Below are 25,109 nucleotides of genomic sequence, written 5' to 3'. Positions count from 1 at the left end.
CGGTGCGGCGGAGGCGGGTCGCGCCTCCAGGCCGGGGTCGGGCGTCAGCCCTTGACTGCGCCGCTGGTCATGCCGGCGACGATCTGGCGGTTGAAGAAGATGTACAGGATCAGCGGCGGGATCGTGATGAGCAGGACGTCGGTGAACAGCAGGTTGAGCTGGCTGACCGACTGGCTCTGGAACGAGTAGAGCGTCTGCTGCACCGTGGCGTTCTCGGACCCCGGCAGGAAGTACAGCGGGTTCGTGAAGTCGTTGAACACCGTGACGGACTGCACGAGCACGACCGTGATGATGACCGGCTTGAGCAGCGGCAGCACGACGCCGAAGAACAGACGGATCGGTCCGGCGCCGTCGAGGACGGCTGCCTCGTCGAGCTCCTTCGGGATCGTCGCCACGAACGCCCGGAAGAGCAGGATGCAGAACGACAGGCCGAAGGTCGCCTCGATGAGGATCATCCCGCCCATGGTCTTGAACAGGTTGAGCCCCTGCAGCACCCAGATCGTCGGGACGATCGCGGGCGGGACGATGAGGCCCGCCAGGACGAAGAAGTTGATCACACCGTTCCACTTGCTCGGACGACGCTGCAGCACGTACCCGACCATCGCGGAGAACACGACCATCACGATCACGCTGCCCACGGTCAGGACCGCACTGTTCAGGAACGCACGGACGATCACGCCGTCACCGGACCCGAACACGGCCTGCAGGTTCTGCCAGAGCTGCCACTCGGTCGGCAGGCTGAAGCCGAGCTGGTTCGCCTCGGCCGGGTTCTTCATGGCCTGCAGCAGGACGAAGACGAACGGCACCAGGAACACCACGAAGCTGACGACGATGGCGATCGAGCCGATGACCCACCGGCGGGTCCGGCCCGGGTGGCGGTTCCGGCTCGTCGGCGTCGGCGCACGGCCGGCGGTCCGGCGGGGGCTGGTGACGGCGGTCACAGGTCCGCCTCCTTGCGGTTGAGGAGCCACGAGATCGGGACCATGATCGCCGTGACGACCACGAACAGGACCACGTTGCCGGCGGTGGACAGGCCGTAGAACCCGGCCTGGTACTGCTTGTAGATGACGCTCGCGATGACGTCACTGGTGAACCCTGGCCCACCGCCGGTCATCGCCCAGATCAGGTCGAAGGACCGCAGCCCGCCGATCAGCGACAGGATGATGACGGTGCCCATCGCGGGACGCGACAGCGGCAGGGTGATGTTCCGGAAGATCGACCACGCGCTCGCGCCGTCGACCCGTGCGGCCTCGAAGTACTCCTGCGGGATCGCCACGATGCCGGCGATGAAGATGAGCGTCGCGATGCCGACGCCCTTCCAGACGTCCACCGCGGCGACGCTCCACAGGGCGAGGGCCGGGTCGGTCAGCCACCCCGGAGTGGGGAGGCCGACCGAGCCGAGGACGCCGTTGATGATCCCGTGGAACGGGTCCATCAGGGCCTTGAACGTGATGCCGATGCCGATCGTCGACACGAGCACCGGGAAGAACACGACCGCCCGCAGGTAGCCGCGCCCCAGCACGGGCGACGTGAGGAGCAGGGCGAGGGCGAGTCCGATGACCACCTTCGCCGCGCTCGTCACGAAGCCGTACTGGAACGTGTGCACGAACCCGGAGACGAGCTGCGGGTCCTGGAAGAACCGGACGAAGTTGTCGAAACCGATGAAGGTCTGGTCGAACAGCGTCCAGCGGGTGAGGGAGAAGTAGAACCCGGCGAAGGTGGGGACCGCGAAGAACACGACGTACAGCGCGATCGCGGGGATGAAGAACCACGCGGGGTAGAACGAGCGCATCCGCTTGCGCGCGGGACCGGTCCCGCCGGAACCCGCTCGGGTCTTCGCCGGCTCGAGTGCCGTCGTGAGTGTCGCGGTCACCGTGTCACCAGCCCTTGATGCCGAGCTGCTGTGCCTGCTGGACGACGTCGTCGTCGTACTGGTCAGCACCCTTGGCCGCGTTGGTGATGCCGGAGCCGACCTGCACGCAGATCTTCTCGAGGTTCGGGCCCTTGATCGGGGACAGGAACTCGAGCGCCGGGCTCGCCTTGCCGTCGTCCAGGTACTTCTGCAGGTCGTCGATCATCGGGGGCACGTCGTCCGGCAGCGAGCAGGTCGAGATGACGTACGGGCCACCGGGCGTTCCGGTGTCGTTCTGCACCTTGCAGCCGTCGGCCGAGTTCGCGAAGGCGATGAACTTCTTCGCGGCGGCGAGCTCGTCACCCTCGGTGGTCTTCGGGATGTACAGGCCGTTCGGCTCCCAGATGGTCAGGTTCGTGTCGTCGGCGTCCTCGGCCGGCAGCGCGAACGCTCCGATGTCCGCGACCGCGTCGGGGCTGTCCTGCTGCAGGGTCGAGATCGCGTTCGTCAGCATCGGGTACTGCGCCCCGGTGCCGTCGGCGAGCATCTTCAGGCCGTTCGCCTGCGTGGCCGAGGCGTAGTCCTCGTTGTAGAGGTCCTTGTCCTTGCCCTCGGCGAGGTGGTCGAAGCCGGCGAGTGCGGGGTCCTTGGCGTAGGACTCCTTGTTCGCGGTGTAGTTCTCCGCCCAGTCCTTGTCCTGCGCCGTGATGTTGGCGAAGTCGCCGAGCACGAACAGCTGGCTGGTCCAGGTGTCGCCGTACGTCTGGATGATCGGGGCGACCTTGCCGGCGTCCTTGATCTTCTCGCTGTTGCTGATGAACTCGTCCCACGTGGTGGGGACGCTGAGTCCGAGGTCGGCGTAGACCTTCTTGTTGTACATGACGCCGCCGCCGAAGCTCGTGCCGAACGGAGCGCCGTAGACGCCCTTGTCGGTGCTGACGACCTTGGTGAACTGCTCGTCGACGTCCTTCGTCCAGCTCTCGTCGGACAGGTCCACCAGGGTGTTGTCCGGGTTGAGGGCCTGCATGAGCGAACCGGAGTTGTAGTTGAAGACGTCGGCCATCTCGCCGGTCGACAGCTGGGTCTTCACCAGGTTGTCGCCGTCGGTGCCCTGCGGGCGGGTGTCGAACTTGACCGTGATGTCGGGGTTGGCCTTCTCGAACGCCTCGATGAGCGGCTTCGCGGTGGCTGCGGTCGCGGGTGAGTTGTCGGCCTGGTAGGTGATCTGCACCTTGCCGCCGCCTTCGTCGGCGGAACCGCCGGACGAACACGCCGCGAGCCCGCCGATCAGGACCGTGGCGCCGCCGATGGCGACGAGCCGTTTGACGACGGCGCGCTTGGTGAGCGTCCTCGTGGTCAGGGAACGAGCTGACATTCCTTACCTCCTCGTAAGGCCCGGGGCGGGGTACCCCGGGTGAAACGGACCCGGATCCCGCGTCGTCGTGGGCTCCGGTTGCTGCTGTTTAGAACGTTTCAATCAGGATGGAACCACGTGGATTGAAGCGTGTCAATCGCTGTGCCGATTTCGTTACGGGAACGCGCATGCCTGGTGCGCGCGGTCCCGCCTCGCCCCACCCGCCCTGCTTCGCCCGCCCTGCCTCCGCCCCACCCGCGAAAGCGACAGTGTGCCGCGAACTGTTCGCGTGGATCTGTCGCTTTGCCGGACCAGACGGCGTCCCGTGCCGCAGGACTGTCGCTTTCGGGCGCTCAGGCCTCGGTGCGGCGCGGGTCGCTCGGCGCCGTGGCCCGCGCGGCCGCTGCACCGGCGCGGCCGAGCGTGCTCTCGCGGGGGACGAGCTCGCTGCCGAGCACCACGGTGCGGTGGACGTGCATCGGGTCGGAGAGTTCCTCGAGCAGCAGGGCCACGGCGGTGGCGCCCATCTCCTCGCCGTGCATGGTGACCGAGGTCAACGGCACCGCGCCGCCCCACGCCACCGAGTTGTGGTCGCACCCCGACACCGGGATGTCCTCGGGCACGCGGATGCCGGCGGCTCGGAGCTCGGAGACGACCGCCATCGCGAGCAGGTCCGTGACGCCCAGGACGCCGTCGGGCCGTTCGGCGACCGGCATCGCGGCGATCCGCGCGCCGGCGTCGGTGCCGCCGGGCGGGTCGATGTCACCGGCGTCGACGTCGACGAGTTCGACTCCCGGGTGTTCCGCGATCGCGCGGAGGAGCCCCGCGCGGCGACGGGCCACCGGCTGCAGGTCGGGCCGGGCACTCACGAAGCCGATGCGTCGGCAGCCCTGCTCGATGAGGTGCTGCGCGGCGACGTACCCGGCCTGCTCGTTGTCGACGACCACCGAGCAGGCGTCCACCTCGGTCGGCTCGTAGTTGACGTAGACGACGGGCAGGCCGTGCTGCTTCGCCGCCTCGACCTGTGCGCGGGACTCCGTCATCGAGGCCAGCAGGATGCCGGACACCCGGGTGCTCTCGAGGAACGCGAGGTGTTCGCCCTGCGCCTCGAGGTCGTTCTCGCTGCTGGCGACGAGCAGGGTGCGCCGGCGTTCGCGGGCGGTCGTGTGCGCACCGCTCACCACGTCCGTGAACAGCGAGTTGCGGAGCGAGGCGACCACGAGACCGATCGCCCGGGTGCTGCCGGACACCAGTGCCCGGGCGTTGCGGTTCGGCGTGTACCCGAGTTCGGCGATCGCGTCGTGCACGCGTGTGGCCGTGGACTCGGCGACCCGCTCGGGGTGGTTCAGGACGTTCGAGACCGTCGCCAGCGAGACGCCGGCGCGAGCTGCGACGTGGTGCACGCTCGGCGGGCCGTCGCGCCGGGGGACATGCACCATGCTCCGATCGTAGGCCGCAGTGGCGGCCGATCCGTGCCGCAGAGCCGGTCAGGCTGGTGGGCAGACGCGAGGCGGTCGGCTACGCGTCGGCGACGGAGGACTGCCGGACCACGAGCTCCGGCGTGAACTCGACGTGCTCGAGGTCGATGCCCTGCCCGAGCTCGACCTGCTTCGTCAACAGCTCGATCGCCTGGCGCCCGAGGTCCTGTGCAGGCTGGCGCACCGAGGTCAACGGGACGACGGCTGCCTCGGCGAAGGCGATGTCGTCGTAGCCCACGATCGCGATCTCGTCCGGCACCGCGATCGTGCCGCGCATGATGAACGCCTGTTCGAGGCCGACCGCGAGCAGGTCGTTCGCCGCGAACACCGCGTCCGGCCGTTCGGCGCGGGCGCGTGCCTGGAGTTCTTCGCCGATGCGACGCCCTTCGAGCACCGACAGTGACGCGGTCGGCAGGACCTCGAGCTCGATACCAGCTGCCCGGGCCGCCGACAGTGCGCCGGCGTGCCGGTCGGCAACCTGGCGGATGCTGGACGGGCCGCCGACGAACGCGATGCGCGTCCGCCCGATGGCCGCGAGGTGCTCGACCGCGATGCGACCGCCCGCGACGTCGTCCACCGACACCGAGGCGAAGTGCTCGTCGTCGGCGCGGCGGTCGACGAGCACGACGGCGGTGCCCTGGTCACGCAGGCGGGCGAGGCGGGACAGGTCGTCACCGGCGGGGGAGATGAGCAGGCCGGCGACGCGGCGTTCCTCGAACAGGTCGACGTAGGTGCGCTCGCGGTCGGTGGACTCGTCGGAGTTGCCGATCAGGACGGCCAGGCCCTTGTCCATCGCGGCGTCTTCTGCACCGCGCGCGACGTCGGTGAAGAACGGGTTGCCGCCGTCGAGCACAATCAGGCCGACGGTGGAGCTGCGGCCGGCCCGGAGCTGGCGCGCGGAGTCGTTGCGGACGAACCCGAGCGCGGCGATGGCGGACTGCACCCGGTCGACGGTGGTCGGGGCCACCTTGTCGGGACGGTTCAGGACGTTCGACACCGTCCCCAGGGACACGCCGGCGAGCGCTGCCACCTCTCGCACACTGACCGCCATGTGGCCATCCTGGCATCGCACCTGCGCTTCCGGGTGGTGCGCGCCGTGATCTGTGGAAAACGGCGGACGGGAGGCGCGGTGCGGGCTGGACCCGGGCCTCCCGTCCGGCGGGTGGGCAGGTCCACCGCACGGTGCGAGATTGTAGGTGCGGCCGCGCCCCGTGCGTGCTCCGTTCCGGCGTCGCACCGTGCGTGCTGCGCCGCAACGTGCGAGGTTGGCCGCTCGGTGCGCGCTTGCAGCGCCGCACGGAGCGGGCAACCTCGCACCAAGTGAGCGACCGCGCACCGTGCGGACGCGCACAGCACGGACTTGCCAACGCCCGCTGGGTCGCACTATCGTCTCGCTGTCCCGTTGAAACGATTCACTGACGAACACGCGAACGGAGGACCAATGGCGGTCCGAATCGGAGCCCGGAGCACCACGGGCTGGAAGGCGACCGTCTCGGTCGCCATGTCGAACTACATCGAGTCGGGGTCGATCATCGCGATCGCCACGAGCCTCAGTCTGTGGCAGGCGCAGTTCCACGTCGGCGACCTCGAGGTCGGCCTCCTGGCGAGCCTGTCGGCGAACGCGTTCGGCGCCGCCGCCGGCGCCATCATCGGCGGACCGCTGTGCGACCGCTACGGCCGGAAGTTCATCTACACCTACGACCTGCTGCTCTACATGCTCGGCATCCTGCTCGCGGTCTTCGCCGGCAGCTACGGCATGCTGCTGGTCGGCTTCATCCTGACCGGCATCGCGGTCGGCGCCGGGGTGCCGGCGAGCTGGACCTACATCGCCGAGCAGGCACCAGCGGACAAGCGCGCCGCCCACGTCGGCACCGCGCAGCTCGCCTGGTCGATCGGCCCGATGGTCGGCTTCGCGTTGGCCATCGCCGCGGCACCCCTCGGACTGCTCGGCAGCCGGCTCATCTTCGCGCACCTGTTCGTCGTCGCCGCCGTCGTCTGGTGGCTTCGCCGCGGGCTGCCGGAGTCGGCGATCTGGAAGGACGAGCGCGCCGCGACCGGCACCGCGAACTTCTTCCACGGGATCACCCAGCTGTTCAGCCGGCGCCGGAACCTGACCGCGATGCTGTTCCTGTTCGGCGTCTACGCGCTCTGGAACACCGTCGCCGGGCAGGCCGGCATCTTCCAGCCGCGGGTGTACTCGGCCACCGGGGTCACGAGCGTCACCGAGCAGTACGGCCTGCAGATCCTGGTGTGGGGCTGCACCGTCGCCGCGACCTACTTCGGCTTCATGCGCTACGGCGACCGGGTCAGTCGACGGTTGCTGTTCGCCCTCGGCGCGGTGCTCGCGATCGTCGCCTGGGCCGTCCTGATCTACGCGCCGGCGAACCTCGGCACGCTGCTGTTCTTCGCCGTGACGTGGGGCATCTCGTCGGGCATCGGTGCCCAGGCGTTCTACGGCCTCTGGACGAGCGAGCTCTTCGCCACCCGGTACCGGGCCAGTGCGCAGGGCGTGCTCTTCCTCGCCGCGCGGGTCATGGTCGGTCTGCTGAGCATCTGGTTCCCGCTGCTGCTGTCGGACATCGGACTCCGTGCGCTCGGCGGTCTCATCCTGGGGCTCCTCGCGATGTCGTTCCTGGTCGGCACCATCTGGGCGCCGCGCACGCAGGGCAAGACGCTCGAGGCGATCGAGGCCGAGCGGTACGGCACCGTGACCACCGCCACCGGTACCGTGCGCACCGCCGACGAGCGCGCCGTGCAGGACGCCGAACAGCGTCGCCGCGCCGAGGCCGACCGGTGACCCGCGTCTGCTTCCGACTGCAGGTGCAGGCCGAGCACCTGGACGCCTACCGCGAGCGGCACGCCGCGGTCTGGCCGGCGATGCTCGGGGCGATCGCCACGGCGGGGCGGCGGAACTACTCCCTGTTCCTCGACGACGACGGCCTGCTGATCGGCTACTACGAGACCGACTCGGTGGCCGATGCCGACGCGTCCCTCGCGGCCTCCGAGGTCGCGACCGCATGGGAGGCGCACATGCAGGACCTGTTCGACGGTGCCACGGGTCGGGCGGACCAGACCGCGCGGGTGCTGCCCGAGGTGTTCAACCTGGAGGACCAGCTGGCCGCCGCCGAGTGAGGAGCGGGGGAGCGGGGAGCGGGTAGCGTCCGGTCCATGGCCGACGTGATCCACGCCGCGGACCTCGGGATCGACCTGTCCGACGGCAAGCCCCAACAGCTCTACCGGTGGTTCCTCGCGAGCATGCTCTTCGGCAGGCCCATCCGGCAGGAGCAGGCGGCGGAGACCTACCGCGACCTCATCGACCACGGGTTCAACAGCCCGGGGAAGTTCGCGGGCGCCGGACGGGAGCAGTTGCGGAGGGTCCTGGACGAGGGCGGCTACGCGCGGTTCGACTACCAGATGACCGATGCCCTGCACGAGACGATGCACACGCTCGACGCCGACGAGGGCTCCGTGTCGCACCTGGTGAAGACCGCGGCATCGCGGAAGGACCTGCGCGACCGACTCGGCACGCTCAAGGGGATCGGTCCGAAGACGATCGAGATCTTCCTGCGGGACATCCCGGACGCGGTGCTGCCGGACTGAGCGCGAGTGCGTGCCCGGATGACTTCGTGAGCAGGAATGGTCGGGGGGGATGACCCGACCCGACCATTCCTGCTCACGAAGCGCCCGCCCGCGCTACACGGGAACCGAGGCCTGCCACGTGCCGTGGGCCAGTGGCGTCGCCGGAGCGCCGGGCAGGTCGAGCACCGCGGTCGCGCCGACCGGCACGGTGACCGTGACCGACAGCGTGCCGTCGACGACCTCCCAGTCGATCGCCGCCCGTCCGTGCGGGGTGTCGAGCGCTGCCCCCGCCGAGGTCAACCCACCGCCGGGGCGCGGGGCGAACAGGATGTCCCCGTAGCCGGGGGACGCGAGCGCGATGCCGGCGACCACCCGGTGCATGAAGTCCGCGACCGACCCGAGGGCGTAGTGGTTGAACGACGTCATCCCGCCGGAGTTCACACGGCCGTCCGGCAGCAACGAGTCCCAGCGCTCCCAGATCGTCGTCGCGCCCTGCGCCACCGGGTAGAGCCATGACGGGCACTCGTCCTGCAGCAGCATCGCGTAGGCGTCGTCGAGGTGTCCGGCCTGCAGCAGCGCGTCGCAGACCACGGGGGTGCCCGCGAACCCGGTGCCGATCCGGTGTCCGTTCGCGCGCACCAAGGCAGCGAGCCGTTCACCGACCGGCCCCGAGGCGTCGACGAGCCCGAACACGATCGCGAGCGCGCTGGACGCCTGCGAGTCGTCGAGCACCTCGCCGGCGTCGGACAGGAACCGTTCGCGCCATGCGTCCCGGATCCGTGAGGCGAGCGCCGCGTAGTGGTCGGACGAGGACTGGTCCCCGAGCACCCCCGCCCACGCCGCCAGCACCGACGTCGATCGGTAGGAGTACGCCGTCGCCAGGCAGTACTTGTCGGCCTTCGCGGCCGCGGCGTCCTCCGGCGGGGCGAGCGGGTCGAGCCAGTCGCCGAACTCGAAGCCGTCGACGCGCACCAACGACTCGTCCGAGGTCGCGTGCACCCCGTCGACCCAGGCCTTGGCGGAGGCCCACTGGTCCTCGAGCAGCCCGACGTCGCCGTACGCCCGGTACAGCTCCCAGGGTGTGAGCACCGCCACGTCGCCCCACACGGCGGCGTGGTTGCCCTCGGGGTCGGCGCCGGGCAGCGTCGGCACGTAGTGCGGCACGCCGCCGTCCGGTCGCTGCTCGAGCGCGAGGTCCCGCAGCCACGACCGCAGGACGCCGGCGCAGTCGTACAGGAACGCCGCGGTGGGCGTGAACACCTGCAGGTCGCCGGACCAGCCGAGCCGTTCGTCGCGCTGCGGGCAGTCGGTCGGGATGTCGACGAAGTTGCCGCGCATCGACCAGACGACATTCTCGTGGAACCGTTCGAGTCGTGGATCCGAGCAGTGGAACCACCCGGTGCGGCGCATGTCCGAGTGCACGACCTCGGCGACGACGTCCCCGGGCTCGAGCGTCGCGGACGGCCATCCCTCGACCTCGGCGTAGCGGAACCCGTGCACCGTGAACCGCGGGTGCCACGTGCCGGTGCCGTCGTCGGACGGCCCGGAGTAGAAGACGTCGGTGGCCTTCGCCGTGCGCAGTGGCCTGGTGGCGAGCTCGTCGTCCTGCATGACCTCGGCGTGCCGGATCGTGACGCCGAACGGTCCGACCGCGTGGTTCCGGATCCGCAGGCGGCCCGGCAGGTTCTGCCCGAAGTCGAGCTGGATCGCGCCGGCGTCCCAACGCCGTGACCACGTCGGTTCGATCTCCTCGGTCACCCGGACGACGGGGCCGTCGGCGGCGACGAGCGAGGCGGACGGGCGGTCGAGGACCTCGACCGGGTCCCAGTCGGAGTCGTCGAACCCGACGGCCTGCCAACCGTCGGGCTCGACTCCGCCATCCCACTTCTCTCCGTCGTAGAGGCCGGAGAGCAGGATCCCGGCGCGTGCGGCGCGCCAGGAGTCATCGGTGCCGAAGGTCTCGGCCGTGCCGTCCTCGTACTCCACCTCGAGTTGGGCGATGAGTGCGAGGCGGTCGCCGTAGACGTTCCGCATGCGGTCGTCCCAGGTGATCCGGCCGCGGTACCAGCCGTCCGCCAGGCGCGCGCCGAGGACGACGTCGCCGCCCTGCGACAGGTGTCCGGTGACGTCGTGCACGAGGTACCGCACGCGGTGTCCGTACGACGTCCACCCCGGCGCGAGCTCGGCGTCGCCCACGCGCACCCCGTCGATGGTCACCTCGTGCAGGCCGAGGCTCGCGACCGCGAGCCGCGCGCGGCGTACCGGTCCGCGCAGCGAGACCTGTCGCCGGAGCACCGGCGGTGCCTGGTCGACACGGGTGTTCTCCCGCCAGGGCGCGGCGACGAACGAGGCGGTCCAGTCGCTGTCGGCCAGGAGGCCCGCCTCGACCTCCAGGGGCTCGCTCCAGCCCGTCGCGTGCTCGGCTCCGGTGCCGTCGTCGCCGACCACACGGACGCGCCAGACCGCGCGCTCGCGGGACGCCAGCGGTGCGAACGGCCACGCGACGAGGACGCCGGAGCCGTCGACCCGGGCGGTGGAACCGGCGTCGTCGCCCGCCGACCGCGAGACGAGTTCGACGTCGGCTCCGGTCGGGGACCAGCCCGCGGGGGCGTCGGGTACGAGCCACGACAGGCGCGGAGTCGGTGAGCCGATCCCGAGGGGTTCGCGGAGGTGTTCGACGCGGAGCCCCGACGGGGCGACCGTGTCCTGCGGGCCGGTGGCGGGCCTCCCGGTCGGGTGGGAGCCGGCCACACGGCGGGCGGTGGAGGTCGTCGTGTCGGTCATGCGGTTCCTTTCGTCAGTCCTTGATGCCGGACATCGTGATGCCCTGGATGAAGGTCTTCTGGGCGAAGAAGAACAGCACCACGATGGGGATGAGGATGATGGTCGAGACGGCCATGAGGGGGCCGACCGCGGTGTCGCCCTGCGCGCCCTGGAAGAACGTCAGGCCGAGAGACAGGGTGTACTGGCTCGACTTCGTCAGGTACAGGAGCGGGCCGAGCAGGTCGCTCCACGACGCCAGGAACTGGAAGAGCATCACGGCCGCCAGCGCGGGCTTGCAGAGCGGCAGGATCACCTGGAAGAACACGCGCAGCTCGCCGGCGCCGTCGATGCGTGCGGCGTCCGACAGTGCTTCGGGGATGCCGAGGAAGAACTGGCGCATCAGGAAGATGAAGAACGGGATGCCGAAGAACGTCGGCACGATGAGCGGCAGGTACGTGCCCGTCCAGCCGATGTCACGGTAGGCCACGAACAGCGGCACCATCGTGACGTAGAACGGCACCATCATCGTCGCGATCAGGATCGTGAAGATCCCGTTCCGCCACGGCCACCGGATCTTCGAGACGCCGTAGCCGACCATCGCGCTGGACAGTGCGGCGCCGATCATCGAGGGCACGCAGATCACGAGCGTGTTCCAGAAGTACTGCAGCAGCGGGAACGTGGCGAGGCCGTACGAGAAGTTGCCGGTCGTGATGGTGTCCGGGAACCACTTCACCGGGAACGCACCGATGTCCGCCTGGGTCTTGAACGCGCCCGTCACCATCCAGAACAGGGGCATCAGGAAGACGACGCTCAGCACGATCAGGACGGAGTGCTTCGCGATCGACTCGGCGACCTGCGGCCACGTCCGCTTGCGGTGCTTCGGGACCGGTCGGCTGGGCTCCGCGGTGCCGGGGCGGCCGGGTTGCCCCGGCTCGAGGGCGGCCGCGGCCGCGCCGGTCGGACTGTCGATGGCGGTCATCGTGCCTCACCTCCGTAGTAGACGCGCCGGCCGATGATCCGGTACGCCAGGATCGAGACGGCGGCGATGATCACGAAGAGCACCCAGCCGACCGCGCTCGAGTAGCCGAGTTGGTAGTGGTAGAACGCGGACTGGTACAGGTAGACGCCGGACACCAGGGTCGAGCCGGCTGGATCGCCGTACCCGCCCGTCATCACGAACGCCTGCGTGAAGTACTGGAACCCGGCGATCAGGCCCGTGATGGTCGCGAACAGCAGCTGCGGGCTGATGAACGGCAGCGTCACGTTGCGGAACTGCTGCCAGGTGCCGGCGCCGTCGAGGGACGCCTGCTCGAGCAGGTCCTGCGGCACGCCCTGCAGGCCGGCGAGCAGGATCACCATGAGGTTGCCGACGCCCCACAGCCCGAACAGGATCAGCGCGGGCTTGGACCAGTCCGGGTCCGAGAGCCAACCGGGGCCCTGGATGCCGAACAGGCCGAGCACGTTGTTGATGACGCCGTACTGCGGGTTGAGGACGTACGCCCAGATCACCGCACTGGCGACGATCGGCACGATGGACGGGACGAAGAAGACCACGCGGTAGAAGCCGAGGCCCCGCACCCGCCAGTTCAGCAGCAGTGCCAGGCCGAGCGCGACGGCGATGCCGAGCGGGACGGAGATCACCGTGATGAAGAGCGTGTTGCCGAGCGACAGCCACCACTGGCCGTCGGCGAAGAGCGTCCGGTAGTTGTCCCAGCCGATCCAGTCGCGGCTGCCGCCGAGCAGGTTGGCGTTCGTGAAGCTGTTCACGGCGCTGGTGATGATCGGGCCACCCGTGAAGGCGACGAGGCCGATGATCGCCGGCGCGGTGAAGAAGAGCCCCCACAGGAACGTCTGTCGCTGCGCGCGGGTGCGGGGGATCCAGTGGGTGAGCCAGCTGGACCCCTTGTCGCGCGACCGTGGTCCGCTGGTCGTGATGCTCCGTGTGACGGTCACGGGTGCTCCTTCCGGAACTCGTCGAGGGCGGAGTTGACCTGCGCGGCGACGCTCTTCATGGCGCGCTCGGGGGTCGTCTTGCCGTAGATGGCACTGCTGACGGCGACGTCGAGTGCCGTCGCGTAGGTGCTGGCGACCGGGATCGTCGGTCGGATGTTCCGCGCGGACAGCAGGCCCTCGCGGTAGATCGCGACCGTCGGGTCGTCGCGGAACTCCTGCAGGACCGGGGACTTCGTGTAGCCGGGCAGCAGGGTGCCGTTCGTGAAGTTCGCCTGGGTGCCCTCGTCGGACGTGGTCGCGAACTGCAGGAAGTCCCACGCGGCGTCGTGCTCCTTCGACTCCTTCGGGATGAAGAGGTCGTAGCCGCCGAGCCAGGTGGCACTGCCGGGGGAGCCGAGCCCCTCGGCGTAGGGGAACAGTGCGGCGCCGAGCTCGACCTTGGACGCGTCACCCTGCTTGTAGACGTTCGAGCTGTCGGTCGTGGTCATCGGCGCCATGCCGACGTTGCCGCTCGCGATGGACGGCAGGGTCTGCGACGGAGCGGTGACGGCGAGCTGGCTGGCGCCGCCGACCTTCTTCGCGTAGTCGCACATCCACTGCAGACCCTGCACGATGTTGTCGTCGTCCGGGGTCGCGACCTGGTTGTCGTCGCTCATGAACTTGCCGCCGAAGGCGAAGCCGAGCGTGAACATCGAGTTGCTGAAGCCGTAGTAGTCCCACGGGATCGTGCCGATGCGGGTGATCCGCCGGCCGTCCTTCCGCAGGATCTTGTCCGAGAACCGGTCGAGCTCGTCGATGGTCGTCGGCGGCGTCTCGGGGTCGAGGCCGGCGTCGGCGAAGACCTTCTTGTTCCAGAACAGCGGGAAGTTGACGTCGACCAGGATCGGGTGCGCGTAGATGCCGTCGGTCGCGGTCATCTGCTTCCACACCGCCGGGGCGTAGTCGGCTTCGCCGAGGCCGGCCTTCGCCATGTAGCCGTCGAGCTTCGTGACGACGCCGTACCCGGCGAACTGCGGGTACTCCTCGGGCGTGCAGAAGGCCAGGTCGGGCGGGGTGCCCGCGGCGATCGCGGTCTGCAGACGGATCTGGGTGTTGCCGGACAGCGGCGCGTACGTGACCCGGACGCCGGTGTGCGACTGCGACTTCTCGTAGAGCTCCCCGAGCAGCACCCAGGCGTTGCCGAGGGTGCCGCCCCAGATGTTGTAGAGCTCGATGACGTGGTCGCGGCCCGGTGCCGGGTCCTTGCTGAGTCGGATGCCCTGCTGGTCGGCAGCAACTGCGCCGCCGCTGATCACGGTGCACCCCGCGAGCCCGATCGTCGCTGTGCCGGCGGCGATCGCTGCGAGGAACGCCCGACGCGACACGTCGCGTGGCGCGGGCCTGGTGGGTGGGTGTGGTGGTCGGCTCGACATCGAGTCCCTCCGGTCATCTTCGTTGACAATCGGCACACCGTCCGGTGGAGGTGAATCGTTTCACCGGGCGGCTGGCGACAAATGTACGACGCTCCGGGCCGGAGCGCCAGCATTAATTCAGATCGATGGACAAATTGAACGAGAATCGGTTTTCGGGCCGGTCCCCGCGGTCCCCGCGGTCTCCTGGTCCCACGTGACATGGACCGCTCCCGCGTCGTACGTGGCGACGGGGTTCGCGAACGGCAGCGGGTGGAGCTGGTCGGCGTCGAGCAGTCGGAGCCCGGGCAGGCCGGCGAGCAGTTGCGTGAGCGCCTGCCGGATCTCGAGCCGCGCGAGCTGCTGCCCGACGCACCCGTGCGGACCGTGCCCGAACCCGAGGTGCCCGAAGGCGTCCCGCCCGACGTCCAGGCGATCGGGGTCCGGGAACCGTTCCGGATCCCGGTTCGCACCGACGGGCGAGACCGACACCGTCGTGCCGGCCGGGACGAGCTGGTCGTCGACGACGACGTCCTCGGTCGCCGTTCGCGGGAACAGGGTCAGGAACATCGCACCGGTGCGCATGAACTCCTCGATGGCCGGCGCGATGCGGTCCGGGTCGTCGCGGAGCAGGGCCAGCTGGTCGGGGTTCGTGAGCAACGCGACCGTGGCGGTGGCGATCAGGTAGGCGACGGAGTCGTGTCCCGCGCTCATGAGCTGGAACACGAGCCCCTCGACCTCGTACCGCTCGAAGTCCGAGGCGAGCAGGTCGCTCACGACGTCGTCGCCGGGATCGCCCGTCCGTCGGTCGAGGACCGTCCGGATGTGGTCGAACCGCTGCTGGGTGGTGGTTGTCGTCACCTGGTCGACGAACAGTTCCCGGAACTGCGGCACCAGGTCGTCCGGCACCCCGATCACCCGGCAGTGCGTCCGTGCGGCGATCGGCTGGGCGAAGTCGGCGAACACGTCGGCACCGGGGCCCAGCGCCCGGAACACCGCGAGCTGGCCGGCCACCGTGTCGTGCACCCAGGGCTCGCGACCACGGACCTGCTTCACCGAGAACCGGCTGGTCACACCGCGGCGCATGCGCTGGTGGGCGTCGCCGTCCAGGGCGAGCAGGTTGGCGGCGTCGATCGACCGGCGTGCGGAGTCGTCGAGCGTGTCCGGTGGAGGCGCCGTGGTTGCGTGCGCTGGGTCGTGGGCCGGTGCAGCGTCGCTCCGCGGCATGCGGTGGGGCAGCTGGCTGAAGCGCGGGTCGCCGAGCACCGCTCGCGCGGCCTCCCACCGGGTCACGACCATGCCGACGTGGCCGTCCTGGTACTCGAGCGGTACCGCGGCGTCGGATGCGCGCCACGCGGCGATCGTCGGCGACGGGGCGAGCGGCGTGCCGTCCACGGGCAGGGTGCGCGCGTGCGCGAACGGGCAGGCGGCGGGTTCGGTCGAAGTGGTCACGGGGACCTCCAGGTCGGTGCGGTGCGGGTCATCGGGTGGGTGTCGGGATGCCGGCCGCCAGGAGCCGTCGTGCGCGTCGGAAGGACCGCGGTGCTCCCCAGCCGACGGCACCCGTGGTCGCGCGGTCGTTGGTACCACCGCGGTCGCCGGAGCGCTGCACGAGGACGGCCGGGTCGTCGTCCCACGGTTCGAGCGGGGCGGCGGGGTCGAAGGTGCCGGCTGCCTGCACGAGCACGCCGTGCACCTCGGACCAGAAGAACGGCACGCGCTCGGTCTGGTCGTCGCGGCCGGTGATGGTCGCGGCGACGGACAGGGCCTGCTCGATCGCGTTGGTCTGGTGCTCGACACGGGGCGGCAGCGACGTGCCGGACGCGGGAGCGGGTGCCGGCAAGACCCCGGGCGCCGCCCACCGCGCCACGTCGCCGATCGCGAAGACGTCGGGAGCCGCGACCCCGCGTGCATCGCAGCAGACGCCGTCGTCGACGACCAGCCCGGAGCCAGCGAGCCAGGCCGTGTTCGGACGTCCGCCGGTCGCGGCCACGACCACGTCGGCCGGCACGCGCCGACCGTCGCCGAGCACGACCGCCGTGCCGCCGCGCCCCGTGCCGCCGCGCCCCGTGCCGTCGGTCCGCGTGCCCTCGACCGCCCGTGCCCCGGCGTTCGGTTCGACCGTGACGCCCGCGGCCCGGTGCAGCGCGGTGAGCCGATCGGACAGCGCGAGCCCGACCGTGCCGAACGACAGCCCGCCACGACGTCCGACCATCGTGACCGCGCGCTCGCTGCCCCGGGCCGCCGAGGCGATCTCGGACGCGAGCACCCCGCTGCCGATGACCACGACCCGCTCGGCGGACGTCCACGCGGCACGCAGCCGCACGGCGTCGTCGAGCGTCCGCAGCAGGTGCACGCGTTCGGCGCCCGGTACTGCGGGTCGGACCGCGGTCGCCCCGGTGGCGACGACGAGCACGTCGTACGCGATCGGGCCGGCATCGGTCAGCAGTCGGTGCGCCGACGGCTCGAGGCCGGTGGCTCGGACACCACTGCGGATCGTGAGGTCGAGGGCGTCGAGCTCCGCGGCGGTCCGGAGCGCCGCGCGATCGGCATCCCATGCTCCGGTCAGGACCTGCTTCGAGAGCGGTGGGCGACCGTACGGCACGTGGGGCTCGTCGCCGACCAGGGTCACCGGCCCGCTGTGGCCCTCGGCCCGGAGCGCCTCGGCGACCGTCAGACCGGCGACCGAGGCGCCGACGACGACCACGTGCACGGTCAGTCCTGCAGGGTGATCGCGTGTGCGGGGCAGAGCGCCGCCGCTCGTCGGGCTGCTGGTTCGTCGGCGGCGCCCGGGTGCTCGTCGAGGAGCTCCACGATGCCGTCGTCGTCCTGGTCGAAGAGTGCTCCGGCGACCAGGGCGCACTGCCCGGCCCCGACGCAGATGTCCGTGTTCGCGGTGATCCGCATGGTCGTCCTCCTGTCACCGATCGCCGTCGACCGGTGCACCGACGCTACGTTCGGACCGGGTTGCGACGGCATGGGTTCCGCGGGCAGAACATGGACGATCCGGTCAACGCTGGTCCACCTGCACCGATGCGTACAGTGTCCGCATGGACGAACGCGCTGCCGCCGGCCCCGTCGTCGTCGCAGCGAACTGGTACCGCTTCCGCCCGGGTGAGCAGATCCACCACCTGTGGGTGCACAGCGTGTGCTGCCTCTGGGTGCTGAGCGGGAGCGGGGTGGTCGAGTCCACCGGGCAGCGGTTCCACCTGACCGCCGGCGACGTCCTCCGGCTGCCGTGGAGCCACGACGTCGCCTACCGCGCCGACGACCGCTCGCCGTTCCGGTTGGGGACGGTGCACGTCGTCCCGCGCCATGCGCACGGTCGGCCGGTCGTCCCCGAGGTCGCGCACGCGCCCGGTGACCAGGTGCTGGACGACTCCGCACGCTCCGACGACCCCGACGGCGTGGACCTCCCGATCCTCTGGCCCGGGCGCAGCAGCGTTGCGCGTCGCCTCGGGTCGCTCGGCCGGTACGTCGTCGAACGGTTCGCCGACGGCCCGTTCGACGAGTCGGTGTTCCGCGCGCTCGGGGCGGTCGTGCTCGCCGAGACCCGCGCCGCACGCGAGGACGAACACGAGACGGTCCCGGTCGCGCTCGACCGGATGACGGACTTCGTGCTCCGGAACCTGCAGCGCCCGATGACCGTCGCCGAGATCGCCACCGCCGGCGACTGCAGTGAGTCGACGGCCGGCCGGCTGTTCGCTGCGCACCTCGGGTCGTCGGTGTCGAGCTGGGTGCGCGAGACCCGGATGCGAGAGGCAGCCGAACTGCTGTTGACGAGCGGACTCCGGGTCGGCGAGGTCGCCGCCGCAGTCGGGTTCGCCGACCCGCTGTACTTCTCGCGGGCGTTCCGTGACGCGTTCGGAGTCCCGCCGAGTCGCTACGGCACCGACCGCATCCGACCTTGATGCCGCACGGGTTGACAGCGCGCGGATCGTCCTGAATCGTTTCATCCGACCTTGGAGGTGCGATGGAGCTCCTGGACCACGACGTCGACGGCCAACACGACCCGATCGGGACCGCACAGTGCGGCCTGCGGTTCGCCTGGCGTCCCGACGAGACCCAGACCGCTGCGCAGGTGGTGGTCCGGGACGCCGACCGCGTCGTCTGGGACTCCGGCCGCACGGAGACGCCGACACCCTGGTTGCGTTCGCCGTCCGACCTGCGGTTCACCGCGTGGACCGAACACGCTTGGGAGGCCCGGGTGGAGTCCGCCACGGGCGTCGCCGTGGTACGCGGCAGGTTCACCCCGGCACCGCTCGCCGCCGCCGAGTGGTCCGGAGCACGCTGGATCGGAGGCCCGGCCAGCGCCGGAGCCGCCGCGCGTGACGCCGTCGACGACGGCCGGGGTCCGCGCGAACGCAGCGCGGACGGCAGCTTCGCCGCACCGGTGCTCTCGATCGGTGTGCCGGCCGGACCGCCGATCGAACGGGTACTGCTCGCCCTCGCCGCCGGGGGCCACGCCGACGTGCGCGTCGACGGGGCGCTCGCCACCGACGAGGTCCTGGCGCCGACCACGACGCACTGGGACCGCCGGGTCCAGGTGGTCGTGCACGACCTGACGGCGGCGCTCGGCGACGGCAACGCGCACGAGGTCGGTCTCGAACTCGGCCGCGGCTTCCACGGCATGACGAACGCGAACGTCTGGGCGTGGGAACGGGCGCCGTGGCACGCCGAGCCCTCGGTCCGTGCGGTGCTCCGGATCGAGCGTGACGGCGGCGCGGTGGAGGTGCTGCCCACCGGACCGGACTGGACCGCGCGGGCCGGCACGATCCTCCTGGACGACCTGTACGGCGGCGAGCTGGCGGACCTGCGCCGTCGCGTCGGCGGGTCGCTGGCAGCGGTCCCGCAGCCAGCCACCGTCGTCCCCGGCCCGGCCGGGGCGCTCGAGGCGCGACGTGAGCAGCCGATCCGGATCGTCGAGGAGCTCGCGGCCACCTCGGTCACCGAAGCCGCACCGGGGGAGTGGGTCGTGGCCTTCCCGCGGGTGATCGCCGGTTGGGTCGGTCTGCGGTTGCCAGCCGGTGCCGCGGGCCGGACGGTCCGGATCCGCTCGGGCGAACGGCTGCGCGCTGACGGACTGCCGAACGCCGACGACGACAACCACTACTTCGCCGACGGGTTCCAGACCGACGAGGTCACCCTCGACGACCGTGGCGGGTGGTGGGAGCCACGCTTCTCGTACAAGGGGTTCCGGTTCGTGCAGCTCTCCGGGTGGCCGGACGCGTCCGGTCCTGCTCCGTCCGACGTCGTCGCCCGGGTGGTGCGCACCGACGTCGCACGGCGCGCGGACTTCCGGACCGACGACGCCCTGCTGCAGTGGGTGCACGACGCGACCGTGCACACGATGGAGAACAACCTGCACGGGTACCCGACCGACACCCCGAAGTACGAGAAGAACGGGTGGACCGGCGACGCAGCGGTCGGCGCGGACATGTTCCTGACGAACCTCGACACCGCGGCGGTGCTCACGAAGTGGGTCGGTGACCTCGCGGAGACCGTCGCACCGGGGCACCCGCCCGCGCTGATCGCCCCCAACGCCGGCGTGTTCGGCGTCGACACCCGCGCACCCGTGTGGCACGCAGCGCTCGTCACCGTGCCGTGGGACGTGTACCGCCACACCGGGGACCCCGCAGTGCTGGAGCAGCACGTCGACGTCATCGAGGAGTACGCGCGCTTCGAGGCCGACCGGTCGCCCGGGGGGATCGCCGACACGATCCTCGGGGACTGGGTCGCCCCCGGCACGAGCCCCGGCGGCGGCAACCCACCCGAGGACTCCCGCGTGCCGGCCACCGCGTTCCTCGTCCGGATCCTCGACACCGTCGCCGCGATCGACGACGTGCTCGGGCGCGACGGGTCCTGGGCACGAACGGCCGCAGAGGACGTCCGCGCGGCGTTCACCGAGGCGTTCCTGCACGACGGCGCGGTCCGGGGCGAACACGACGAGGGATTCCGACAGTCCCACCAGGTGCTCGCCCTCGCGTTCGACGTCGTGCGCGCCCCGTCCGACCGGGCAGCCGTGGCCGCGGCGCTCGCCGCCGACGTCCGGGCCCGCGGCGACCACCTGGACACCGGGGCGATCGGGACGAAGTGGCTGCTGCCCGTCCTGACCGACGCCGGCTACCCGGACCTCGCGCTCGCCGTCGCCCGGCAGACCTCGCCGCCGTCGTGGGGCGCCTGGCGCGAGGCCGGGGCGACGTCGATGTTCGAGCACTGGGACCTGGCGGCACGGTCGCACGGCCACTACTTCCTCGGGACGGTCGACGACTGGCTCACCGGGTGGGTCGCGGGGATCCGACCGACCGAGGCCGGGTGGCGGCGGTTCACCGTGGCACCCGCGGTGTGCGGCCCGGTCGGGTCGGCATCGTGCACGGTGCGGACCCCGTACGGCGACGCCGCGGTGGCGTGGACCGCCGATGACGGCACCGTGTCCCTCACCGTGACGGTGCCGCCCGGTTCCGGCGCGGACGTCGTCCTGCCCGACGGCACGCAGCACGTCGCCGGCCCCGGCACGAGTCACTTCGTGAGCAGAAACGGTCGGGTGGGGTGACCCGACCCGACCATTCCTGCTCACGAAGCGCCCCCGCTCACGAAGCGCCCCCGACCCAACCCCGCCCCGCCCAGCCCGCCCATCGCCCCCGTGGCTACCGTGGACCCCATGCAGCCGCCCGCAGCAGGAACCCTCCGCGTCCTCCACCTCTCCGACACCCACCTGACCGGCGACGGCGCCCTGCACCAGGGGTCCGTCGACACCACAGCAGCGCTGGACGGCGTGCTCGCCCGCGTCGACGGAGTGCCCGGCATCGGCCTCGTCGTCATCTCGGGCGACGTCTCCGAGGACGGCAGCCCCGAGTCCTACGCCGCCGTCCTCGAGCGGGTCGGCGGATGGGCCGAACGCCACGGAGCCGCCCTCGTCGCGGTCCCGGGCAACCACGACCTGCGCGAGGGCTTCCGCCAGGTGCTGTCCAACGGCCACGTCCTCGGCGAGGGCGGCCGCCCCGTCATGCACACGATGGAGTACCACCCGCCGACGGTGCCGGTGTGGGGGCAGTCGCTCGTCGCCGGCCGGAGGATCGTCACGGTCGACACGAGCGTGCCGGGTGCCGGCTACGGCGAGCTCAGTGACGCCAGCCTCGAACGGCTCCGCACCGCACTCGCCGGGGACCACGCCCCGCACGGCACGGTCGTCGTCCTGCACCACCCGCCCCTGCCGGCCCCGACCGAGCTGCACGAGGCGCTCCGGCTGCAGAACCCCGAGGCGCTCGCCGACGTGATCCGGGGTTCCGACGTGCGCGTGGTCCTGGGCGGGCACTACCACCACCACTTCGCCGGCTCGCTGGCCGGCGTCCCGGTCCTCGTCGCCCCCGGGGTCGCGAACGACACGGACGTCACCGGCGCCTACGACCAGGAATCCGCGTACGCCGACAGCGGCGCCCTCGTCGTGGACGTCGCCGAGGACGGCTCCGTCTGGTCGACGCCGCTGCGCGTCCCACGCCCCGACACCGACCCGCTCGCGTTCCACCTCGACGCCGAGACCGTCGCGTCCGTCATCGCGGCAGCCGGCAAGCACTGAGCGGCAGCCGGCAAGCACCGAGCGGCCGGCGTGCAGTGAGCGCGCGACGCGCACCGGGCGCGCGAGGCGCACTGGACGTGCGCGACCGACGGACGGGAGGCCCGTGGCGGCGCCGCCACGGGCCTCCCGTCCGCTCGTCGGTACCGCCCACGGCCGGTACCCCGCCTGCTCGGGCTGCACGCGGGGAAACCGAGTAGGCCGGAGGCACACGCCAGCAAAGGAGCACCCATGCGGAACGGCAAGGCAGTCCAGTACGACCGGTACGGCGACTTCAGCGTGGTCGAGCTCGTCCCCCAGGAGAAGCCGACGGCCGGCCCCGGCGAGATCGTCGTCGAGATCGTCGCCGCCGGGCTGAACCACATCGAGCGCTTCCTGCGCGAGGGGAAGCTCCGGGACCACATCGAGCTCGAGTTCCCGGCACGGCAGGGCGTCGACTTCGCCGGCATCGTCCGGGCGCGGGGCGACGGCGTGAAGGACCTGCGGGTGGGTGACGAGGTCATGGGGCACGCGCCCCAGGGAGGCTCGCACGCGAACTGGATCGCGGTGCCGCGTGGTGCCGTCATCAAGAAGCCGGAGTACGTCGGGTGGGAGGTCGCCGGTGGCCTGTACCTGGCCGGGTGCACGGCGGTGTCGGTGGTGCGATCGCTCCGCCTCGGACCCGACGACACGGTCGTCATCACCGCTGCAGCGGGCGGTGTCGGCCACATCGAGAGCCAGCTGGCGCACGACGCCGGTGCGACCGTGATCACCCTCGGCAGTGCACGCAACCACGACTACCTGCGGCAGATCGGCACGCTGCCGGTCGTGTACGGCGAGGGCGAGGAAGACCGCATCCGAGCGATCGCGGACGGCCGACCGATCACCGCCTTCATCGACAACCACGGGGAGAGCAATGCCGAGCTCCTGGCCGAACGCCTCGGGGTCAGGGACGAGCGCTTCGTGTCCTCGGAGGAACGGCGCGACATCGAGCTGCGGTTCCTGCGCGCCCCGGCAGAGGACGAGGAGACCCGGGAACTCCTGACCCTGCTGGCGAAGGCCCTGCAGGAACGTCGCTTCCAGGTGCTCATCTCGGGCTTCTACCCGTTCGAGTACATCGTCGAGGCGTACGAGGACCTCGCCGAGATGAAGTCACGCGGCAAGGTCGTCATCGGGATGCAGACGGTCGAGACCGGAGCACGGCTCGACTGGTACCGCTCCGAGAAGGCCCGCGACCTGCGGGACCGGTACGCGGATGCGCGCGGCTCGGAGGCGGAGACGATGGCGGGCGGCTCAGCGAGTCCGGCGAGCTGACGGCGGTCGGGCTCGGCGGTCGGGCTCAGCTCAGGATGTCCTTCGAGGCGAACCGGCTGTACGCCAGCGCGCCGAACACGACGACGTAGCCGAGCTGCAGCAGTGCGTTCGACCCGAACGAGTCGAACGAGATCGGGTCGCGGAGCAGGTCGCCGAACCCCAGCCACTGGTGCGAGAACAGGTACGGGTGCAGCCAGTCGAGCTGGGGCAGCTGGTCGAGGACCTGGGAGGCCCCGGCCAGCACCACCGTCGCGGCCATCGCCCCGACCGGCACGTTCGTCAGTGTCGAGGCGAACATGCCGATCGCCACGAGTCCGAGCATCGACATCGCCACGTACAGGGCGAGGAGCAGTGCCCGACCGGCGTACGACGCTCCGCCGACCTGGGTGCCGGACAGCAGCGTGACCGGACCGATCGGGAACAGCACGGCACCGATCGCCGCACCGACGAGCACCACGAGCAGCGTCGCCGCCAGGCAGAACGCGACCGCGCCGGCGAACTTGACCAAGATGAACCGCACCCGGCCGGTCGGTGCGACGAGCAGGTAGCGGATGGTGCCGTGGCTGGCCTCGCCCGCGACGGTGTCGCCCGCAACGACGCCCACCGTGAGGGGCAGGAACAGCGGGATCGACACCGTCAACGCGGTGAACGCCACGAACAGGCCGTTGTTGGTGATGTCGCCGAGGAACGCCGGGCCGCCGTCGTCACCGTCGGTCGTCAGCTTCACGGCGACCGCGATCAGGACGGGGACGAGCGCGAGCGCCCCGAGCATCGCCCAGGTACGGCGACGTCGGAACACCAGCGCGAGTTCGGAGCCGAGCAGGGCGAAGGGACGCTGGCGGCGCGGGGCCTCGGCATCGGCCTCGGCGTCGGGCAGTGCACGGGCAGTGTCAGGCAGCGACATCGAAGCCCTCTCCGGTGAGCGCGACGAACAGGTCCTCGAGCGTGCCGCCGCCGACCGTCAGCCCACGGACGCGGACGTCGGCGCGGACGAGTTCGGCGGTGATGGTCTCGGGCAGCAGCTCGTGCGGCAGGTCGGCGACCAGGACGTCCGCGCCGCCGTCGTGCCGGGGGACGAGCCCGAGCCGGCTCAGGACGCTGCCGGCCTGCCCGACGTCGGGCGTGCGGACGGTCACGGTACGTGCTCCGGCGGACCGCAGCTCGTCGAGTTCGCCCTGCGCGACGAGCTTGCCGGTGCGCATCACCGCGGCGTGGGTGCAGACCTGCTCGATCTCGGCGAGCAGGTGGCTCGACACGAACACCGTCGTGCCGTCGTCCGCCAGGGACCGGATGAGGTTGCGGACCTCGCGCGTGCCCTGCGGGTCGAGGCCGTTCGTCGGTTCGTCGAGCACCAGCAGGTCGCGCGGGGAGAGCAGTGCGTTCGCCAGGCCCAGTCGCTGCTTCATGCCGAGCGAGTACGCGTGCGCCTTCTTGTCCTCCGCGTGCGTCAGGCCGACACGGTCGAGGGCGCTGGCCACGCGGGCCTTGCGGGTGCGCGGGTCCGACGTGGGGTCGGCCGCGTCGAAGCGCTGCAGGTTCGCGCGCCCGGACAGGTACGGGTAGAACGCCGGCCCCTCGACCAGGGCACCGACGCGCGGCAGCACCTGGTGGAGCGCCTTCGGCATCGACTGACCGAGCACCTCGATCGTCCCGCCGGTCGCGCTCGACAGCCCGAGGAGCATCCGGATCGTGGTCGTCTTGCCGGAACCGTTCGGCCCGAGGAACCCGAACACCGCGCCGCGCGGCACCGACAGGTCGATGCCGTCGACGGCGCGCTGCTTGCGGAAGACCTTCTGGAGGCCCGTGGTGCGGATCGCGAGCTCGGTGCCCGTGGACGGACGGGTCGCGTCCACGGCGGCCGGTTCCGTCGTGTGCG

At 71.1% G+C, this 25,109-nt stretch carries 21 protein-coding genes; 7 read left to right on the top strand and 14 right to left on the bottom strand.

Annotated elements, in window-relative coordinates; all coding sequences use genetic code 11:
- Positions 1 to 44: 44 nt before the first annotated feature.
- The 5 genes from ACIPV1_RS07335 to ACIPV1_RS07315 all read right to left on the bottom strand — a co-directional run bounded on the left by ACIPV1_RS07335 (position 45) and on the right by ACIPV1_RS07315 (position 5,735).
- Positions 45 to 848 carry a carbohydrate ABC transporter permease gene (locus ACIPV1_RS07335; protein WP_243648916.1) on the bottom strand — a complete coding sequence of 268 codons (804 nt, stop codon included), beginning with the start codon at positions 846 to 848 and terminating at the stop codon, positions 45 to 47.
- Positions 849 to 937: 89 nt separating this feature from the next.
- Complete coding sequence (locus ACIPV1_RS07330) at positions 938 to 1,873, bottom strand: carbohydrate ABC transporter permease (protein ID WP_243649937.1); 936 nt, start codon at positions 1,871 to 1,873, stop codon at positions 938 to 940.
- 4 nt (positions 1,874 to 1,877) lie between these two features.
- Positions 1,878 to 3,227: an ABC transporter substrate-binding protein gene (locus ACIPV1_RS07325; protein WP_123938521.1), complete on the bottom strand. Its 1,350-nt coding sequence runs from the start codon at positions 3,225 to 3,227 to the stop codon at positions 1,878 to 1,880.
- A gap of 332 nt (positions 3,228 to 3,559) precedes the next feature.
- The gene (locus tag ACIPV1_RS07320; protein WP_123938522.1) at positions 3,560 to 4,645 is read right to left on the bottom strand and encodes a LacI family DNA-binding transcriptional regulator; all 1,086 of its coding nucleotides are present in this window, start codon (positions 4,643 to 4,645) and stop codon (positions 3,560 to 3,562) included.
- Between the two features lie 79 nt (positions 4,646 to 4,724).
- Entirely contained in the window at positions 4,725 to 5,735 is a 1,011-nt protein-coding gene (locus ACIPV1_RS07315; protein WP_123938523.1) for a LacI family DNA-binding transcriptional regulator, read from the bottom strand.
- 390 nt (positions 5,736 to 6,125) lie between these two features.
- On the opposite strand from ACIPV1_RS07315, the gene ACIPV1_RS07310 reads away from it, so the two are divergent.
- From ACIPV1_RS07310 to ACIPV1_RS07300, 3 genes are read left to right on the top strand one after another with little or no spacing between them, the layout of a single operon-like run.
- The gene (locus ACIPV1_RS07310) at positions 6,126 to 7,481 is read left to right on the top strand and encodes an MFS transporter (protein ID WP_402726047.1); all 1,356 of its coding nucleotides are present in this window, start codon (positions 6,126 to 6,128) and stop codon (positions 7,479 to 7,481) included.
- Entirely contained in the window at positions 7,478 to 7,816 is a 339-nt protein-coding gene (locus ACIPV1_RS07305) for an L-rhamnose mutarotase (RefSeq protein WP_402726046.1), read from the top strand. The genes ACIPV1_RS07310 and ACIPV1_RS07305 overlap by 4 nt, the downstream gene beginning before the upstream one ends.
- 36 nt (positions 7,817 to 7,852) lie before the next feature.
- Positions 7,853 to 8,284 carry a hypothetical protein gene (locus tag ACIPV1_RS07300; protein WP_402726045.1) on the top strand — a complete coding sequence of 144 codons (432 nt, stop codon included), beginning with the start codon at positions 7,853 to 7,855 and terminating at the stop codon, positions 8,282 to 8,284.
- A gap of 93 nt (positions 8,285 to 8,377) precedes the next feature.
- Here the strand turns inward: ACIPV1_RS07300 and ACIPV1_RS07295 are convergent, their stop codons facing one another.
- The 7 genes from ACIPV1_RS07295 to ACIPV1_RS07265 all read right to left on the bottom strand — a co-directional run bounded on the left by ACIPV1_RS07295 (position 8,378) and on the right by ACIPV1_RS07265 (position 17,274).
- Positions 8,378 to 11,047, bottom strand: a complete 2,670-nt coding sequence (locus ACIPV1_RS07295; RefSeq protein ID WP_402726044.1) for a family 78 glycoside hydrolase catalytic domain — start codon at positions 11,045 to 11,047, stop codon at positions 8,378 to 8,380.
- Positions 11,048 to 11,060: 13 nt separating this feature from the next.
- The gene (locus tag ACIPV1_RS07290) at positions 11,061 to 12,005 is read right to left on the bottom strand and encodes a carbohydrate ABC transporter permease (protein WP_131879473.1); all 945 of its coding nucleotides are present in this window, start codon (positions 12,003 to 12,005) and stop codon (positions 11,061 to 11,063) included.
- Complete coding sequence (locus ACIPV1_RS07285) at positions 12,002 to 12,979, bottom strand: carbohydrate ABC transporter permease (RefSeq protein WP_208320968.1); 978 nt, start codon at positions 12,977 to 12,979, stop codon at positions 12,002 to 12,004. The genes ACIPV1_RS07290 and ACIPV1_RS07285 overlap by 4 nt, the downstream gene beginning before the upstream one ends.
- Positions 12,976 to 14,343 (bottom strand): extracellular solute-binding protein, encoded by a 1,368-nt coding sequence (locus ACIPV1_RS07280; RefSeq protein WP_165918785.1) that lies wholly within the window; start codon positions 14,341 to 14,343, stop codon positions 12,976 to 12,978. The genes ACIPV1_RS07285 and ACIPV1_RS07280 overlap by 4 nt, the downstream gene beginning before the upstream one ends.
- 165 nt (positions 14,344 to 14,508) lie before the next feature.
- Positions 14,509 to 15,819, bottom strand: a complete 1,311-nt coding sequence (locus ACIPV1_RS07275) for a cytochrome P450 (protein WP_402726043.1) — start codon at positions 15,817 to 15,819, stop codon at positions 14,509 to 14,511.
- 28 nt (positions 15,820 to 15,847) lie between these two features.
- Positions 15,848 to 17,080, bottom strand: coding sequence for an NAD(P)/FAD-dependent oxidoreductase (locus tag ACIPV1_RS07270; protein ID WP_402726042.1), 1,233 nt, complete (start codon positions 17,078 to 17,080; stop codon positions 15,848 to 15,850).
- Positions 17,081 to 17,082: 2 nt separating this feature from the next.
- Positions 17,083 to 17,274, bottom strand: a complete 192-nt coding sequence (locus ACIPV1_RS07265; RefSeq protein WP_402726041.1) for a ferredoxin — start codon at positions 17,272 to 17,274, stop codon at positions 17,083 to 17,085.
- A 143-nt stretch (positions 17,275 to 17,417) separates the two neighbouring features.
- Here ACIPV1_RS07265 and ACIPV1_RS07260 point away from each other — a divergent pair, with 143 nt between their 5' ends.
- The 4 genes from ACIPV1_RS07260 to ACIPV1_RS07245 all read left to right on the top strand — a co-directional run bounded on the left by ACIPV1_RS07260 (position 17,418) and on the right by ACIPV1_RS07245 (position 23,233).
- A complete protein-coding gene (locus ACIPV1_RS07260; protein ID WP_402726040.1) occupies positions 17,418 to 18,278 on the top strand; it encodes an AraC family transcriptional regulator in 861 nt (286 codons plus the stop codon).
- Between the two features lie 62 nt (positions 18,279 to 18,340).
- Positions 18,341 to 20,920, top strand: coding sequence for a family 78 glycoside hydrolase catalytic domain (locus tag ACIPV1_RS07255; RefSeq protein ID WP_402726039.1), 2,580 nt, complete (start codon positions 18,341 to 18,343; stop codon positions 20,918 to 20,920).
- A 108-nt stretch (positions 20,921 to 21,028) separates the two neighbouring features.
- A complete protein-coding gene (locus tag ACIPV1_RS07250; protein WP_402726038.1) occupies positions 21,029 to 21,943 on the top strand; it encodes a metallophosphoesterase in 915 nt (304 codons plus the stop codon).
- 228 nt (positions 21,944 to 22,171) lie between these two features.
- Positions 22,172 to 23,233, top strand: a complete 1,062-nt coding sequence (locus ACIPV1_RS07245; RefSeq protein WP_402726037.1) for an NADP-dependent oxidoreductase — start codon at positions 22,172 to 22,174, stop codon at positions 23,231 to 23,233.
- Positions 23,234 to 23,258: 25 nt separating this feature from the next.
- Here the strand turns inward: ACIPV1_RS07245 and ACIPV1_RS07240 are convergent, their stop codons facing one another.
- Positions 23,259 to 24,137, bottom strand: a complete 879-nt coding sequence (locus tag ACIPV1_RS07240; protein WP_173169249.1) for an ABC transporter permease — start codon at positions 24,135 to 24,137, stop codon at positions 23,259 to 23,261.
- Entirely contained in the window at positions 24,124 to 25,086 is a 963-nt protein-coding gene (locus ACIPV1_RS07235; RefSeq protein ID WP_402726036.1) for an ABC transporter ATP-binding protein, read from the bottom strand. Before ACIPV1_RS07235 ends, ACIPV1_RS07240 begins: the two co-directional genes overlap by 14 nt.
- Positions 25,087 to 25,109 lie beyond the last annotated feature (23 nt).

Source organism: Curtobacterium sp. NPDC089991 (genome assembly GCF_044748425.1).
Lineage (GTDB): Bacteria > Actinomycetota > Actinomycetes > Actinomycetales > Microbacteriaceae > Curtobacterium.
Note: the sequence above shows the minus strand (reverse complement) of the source record. Positions and strands in the feature narration are given on the sequence as shown.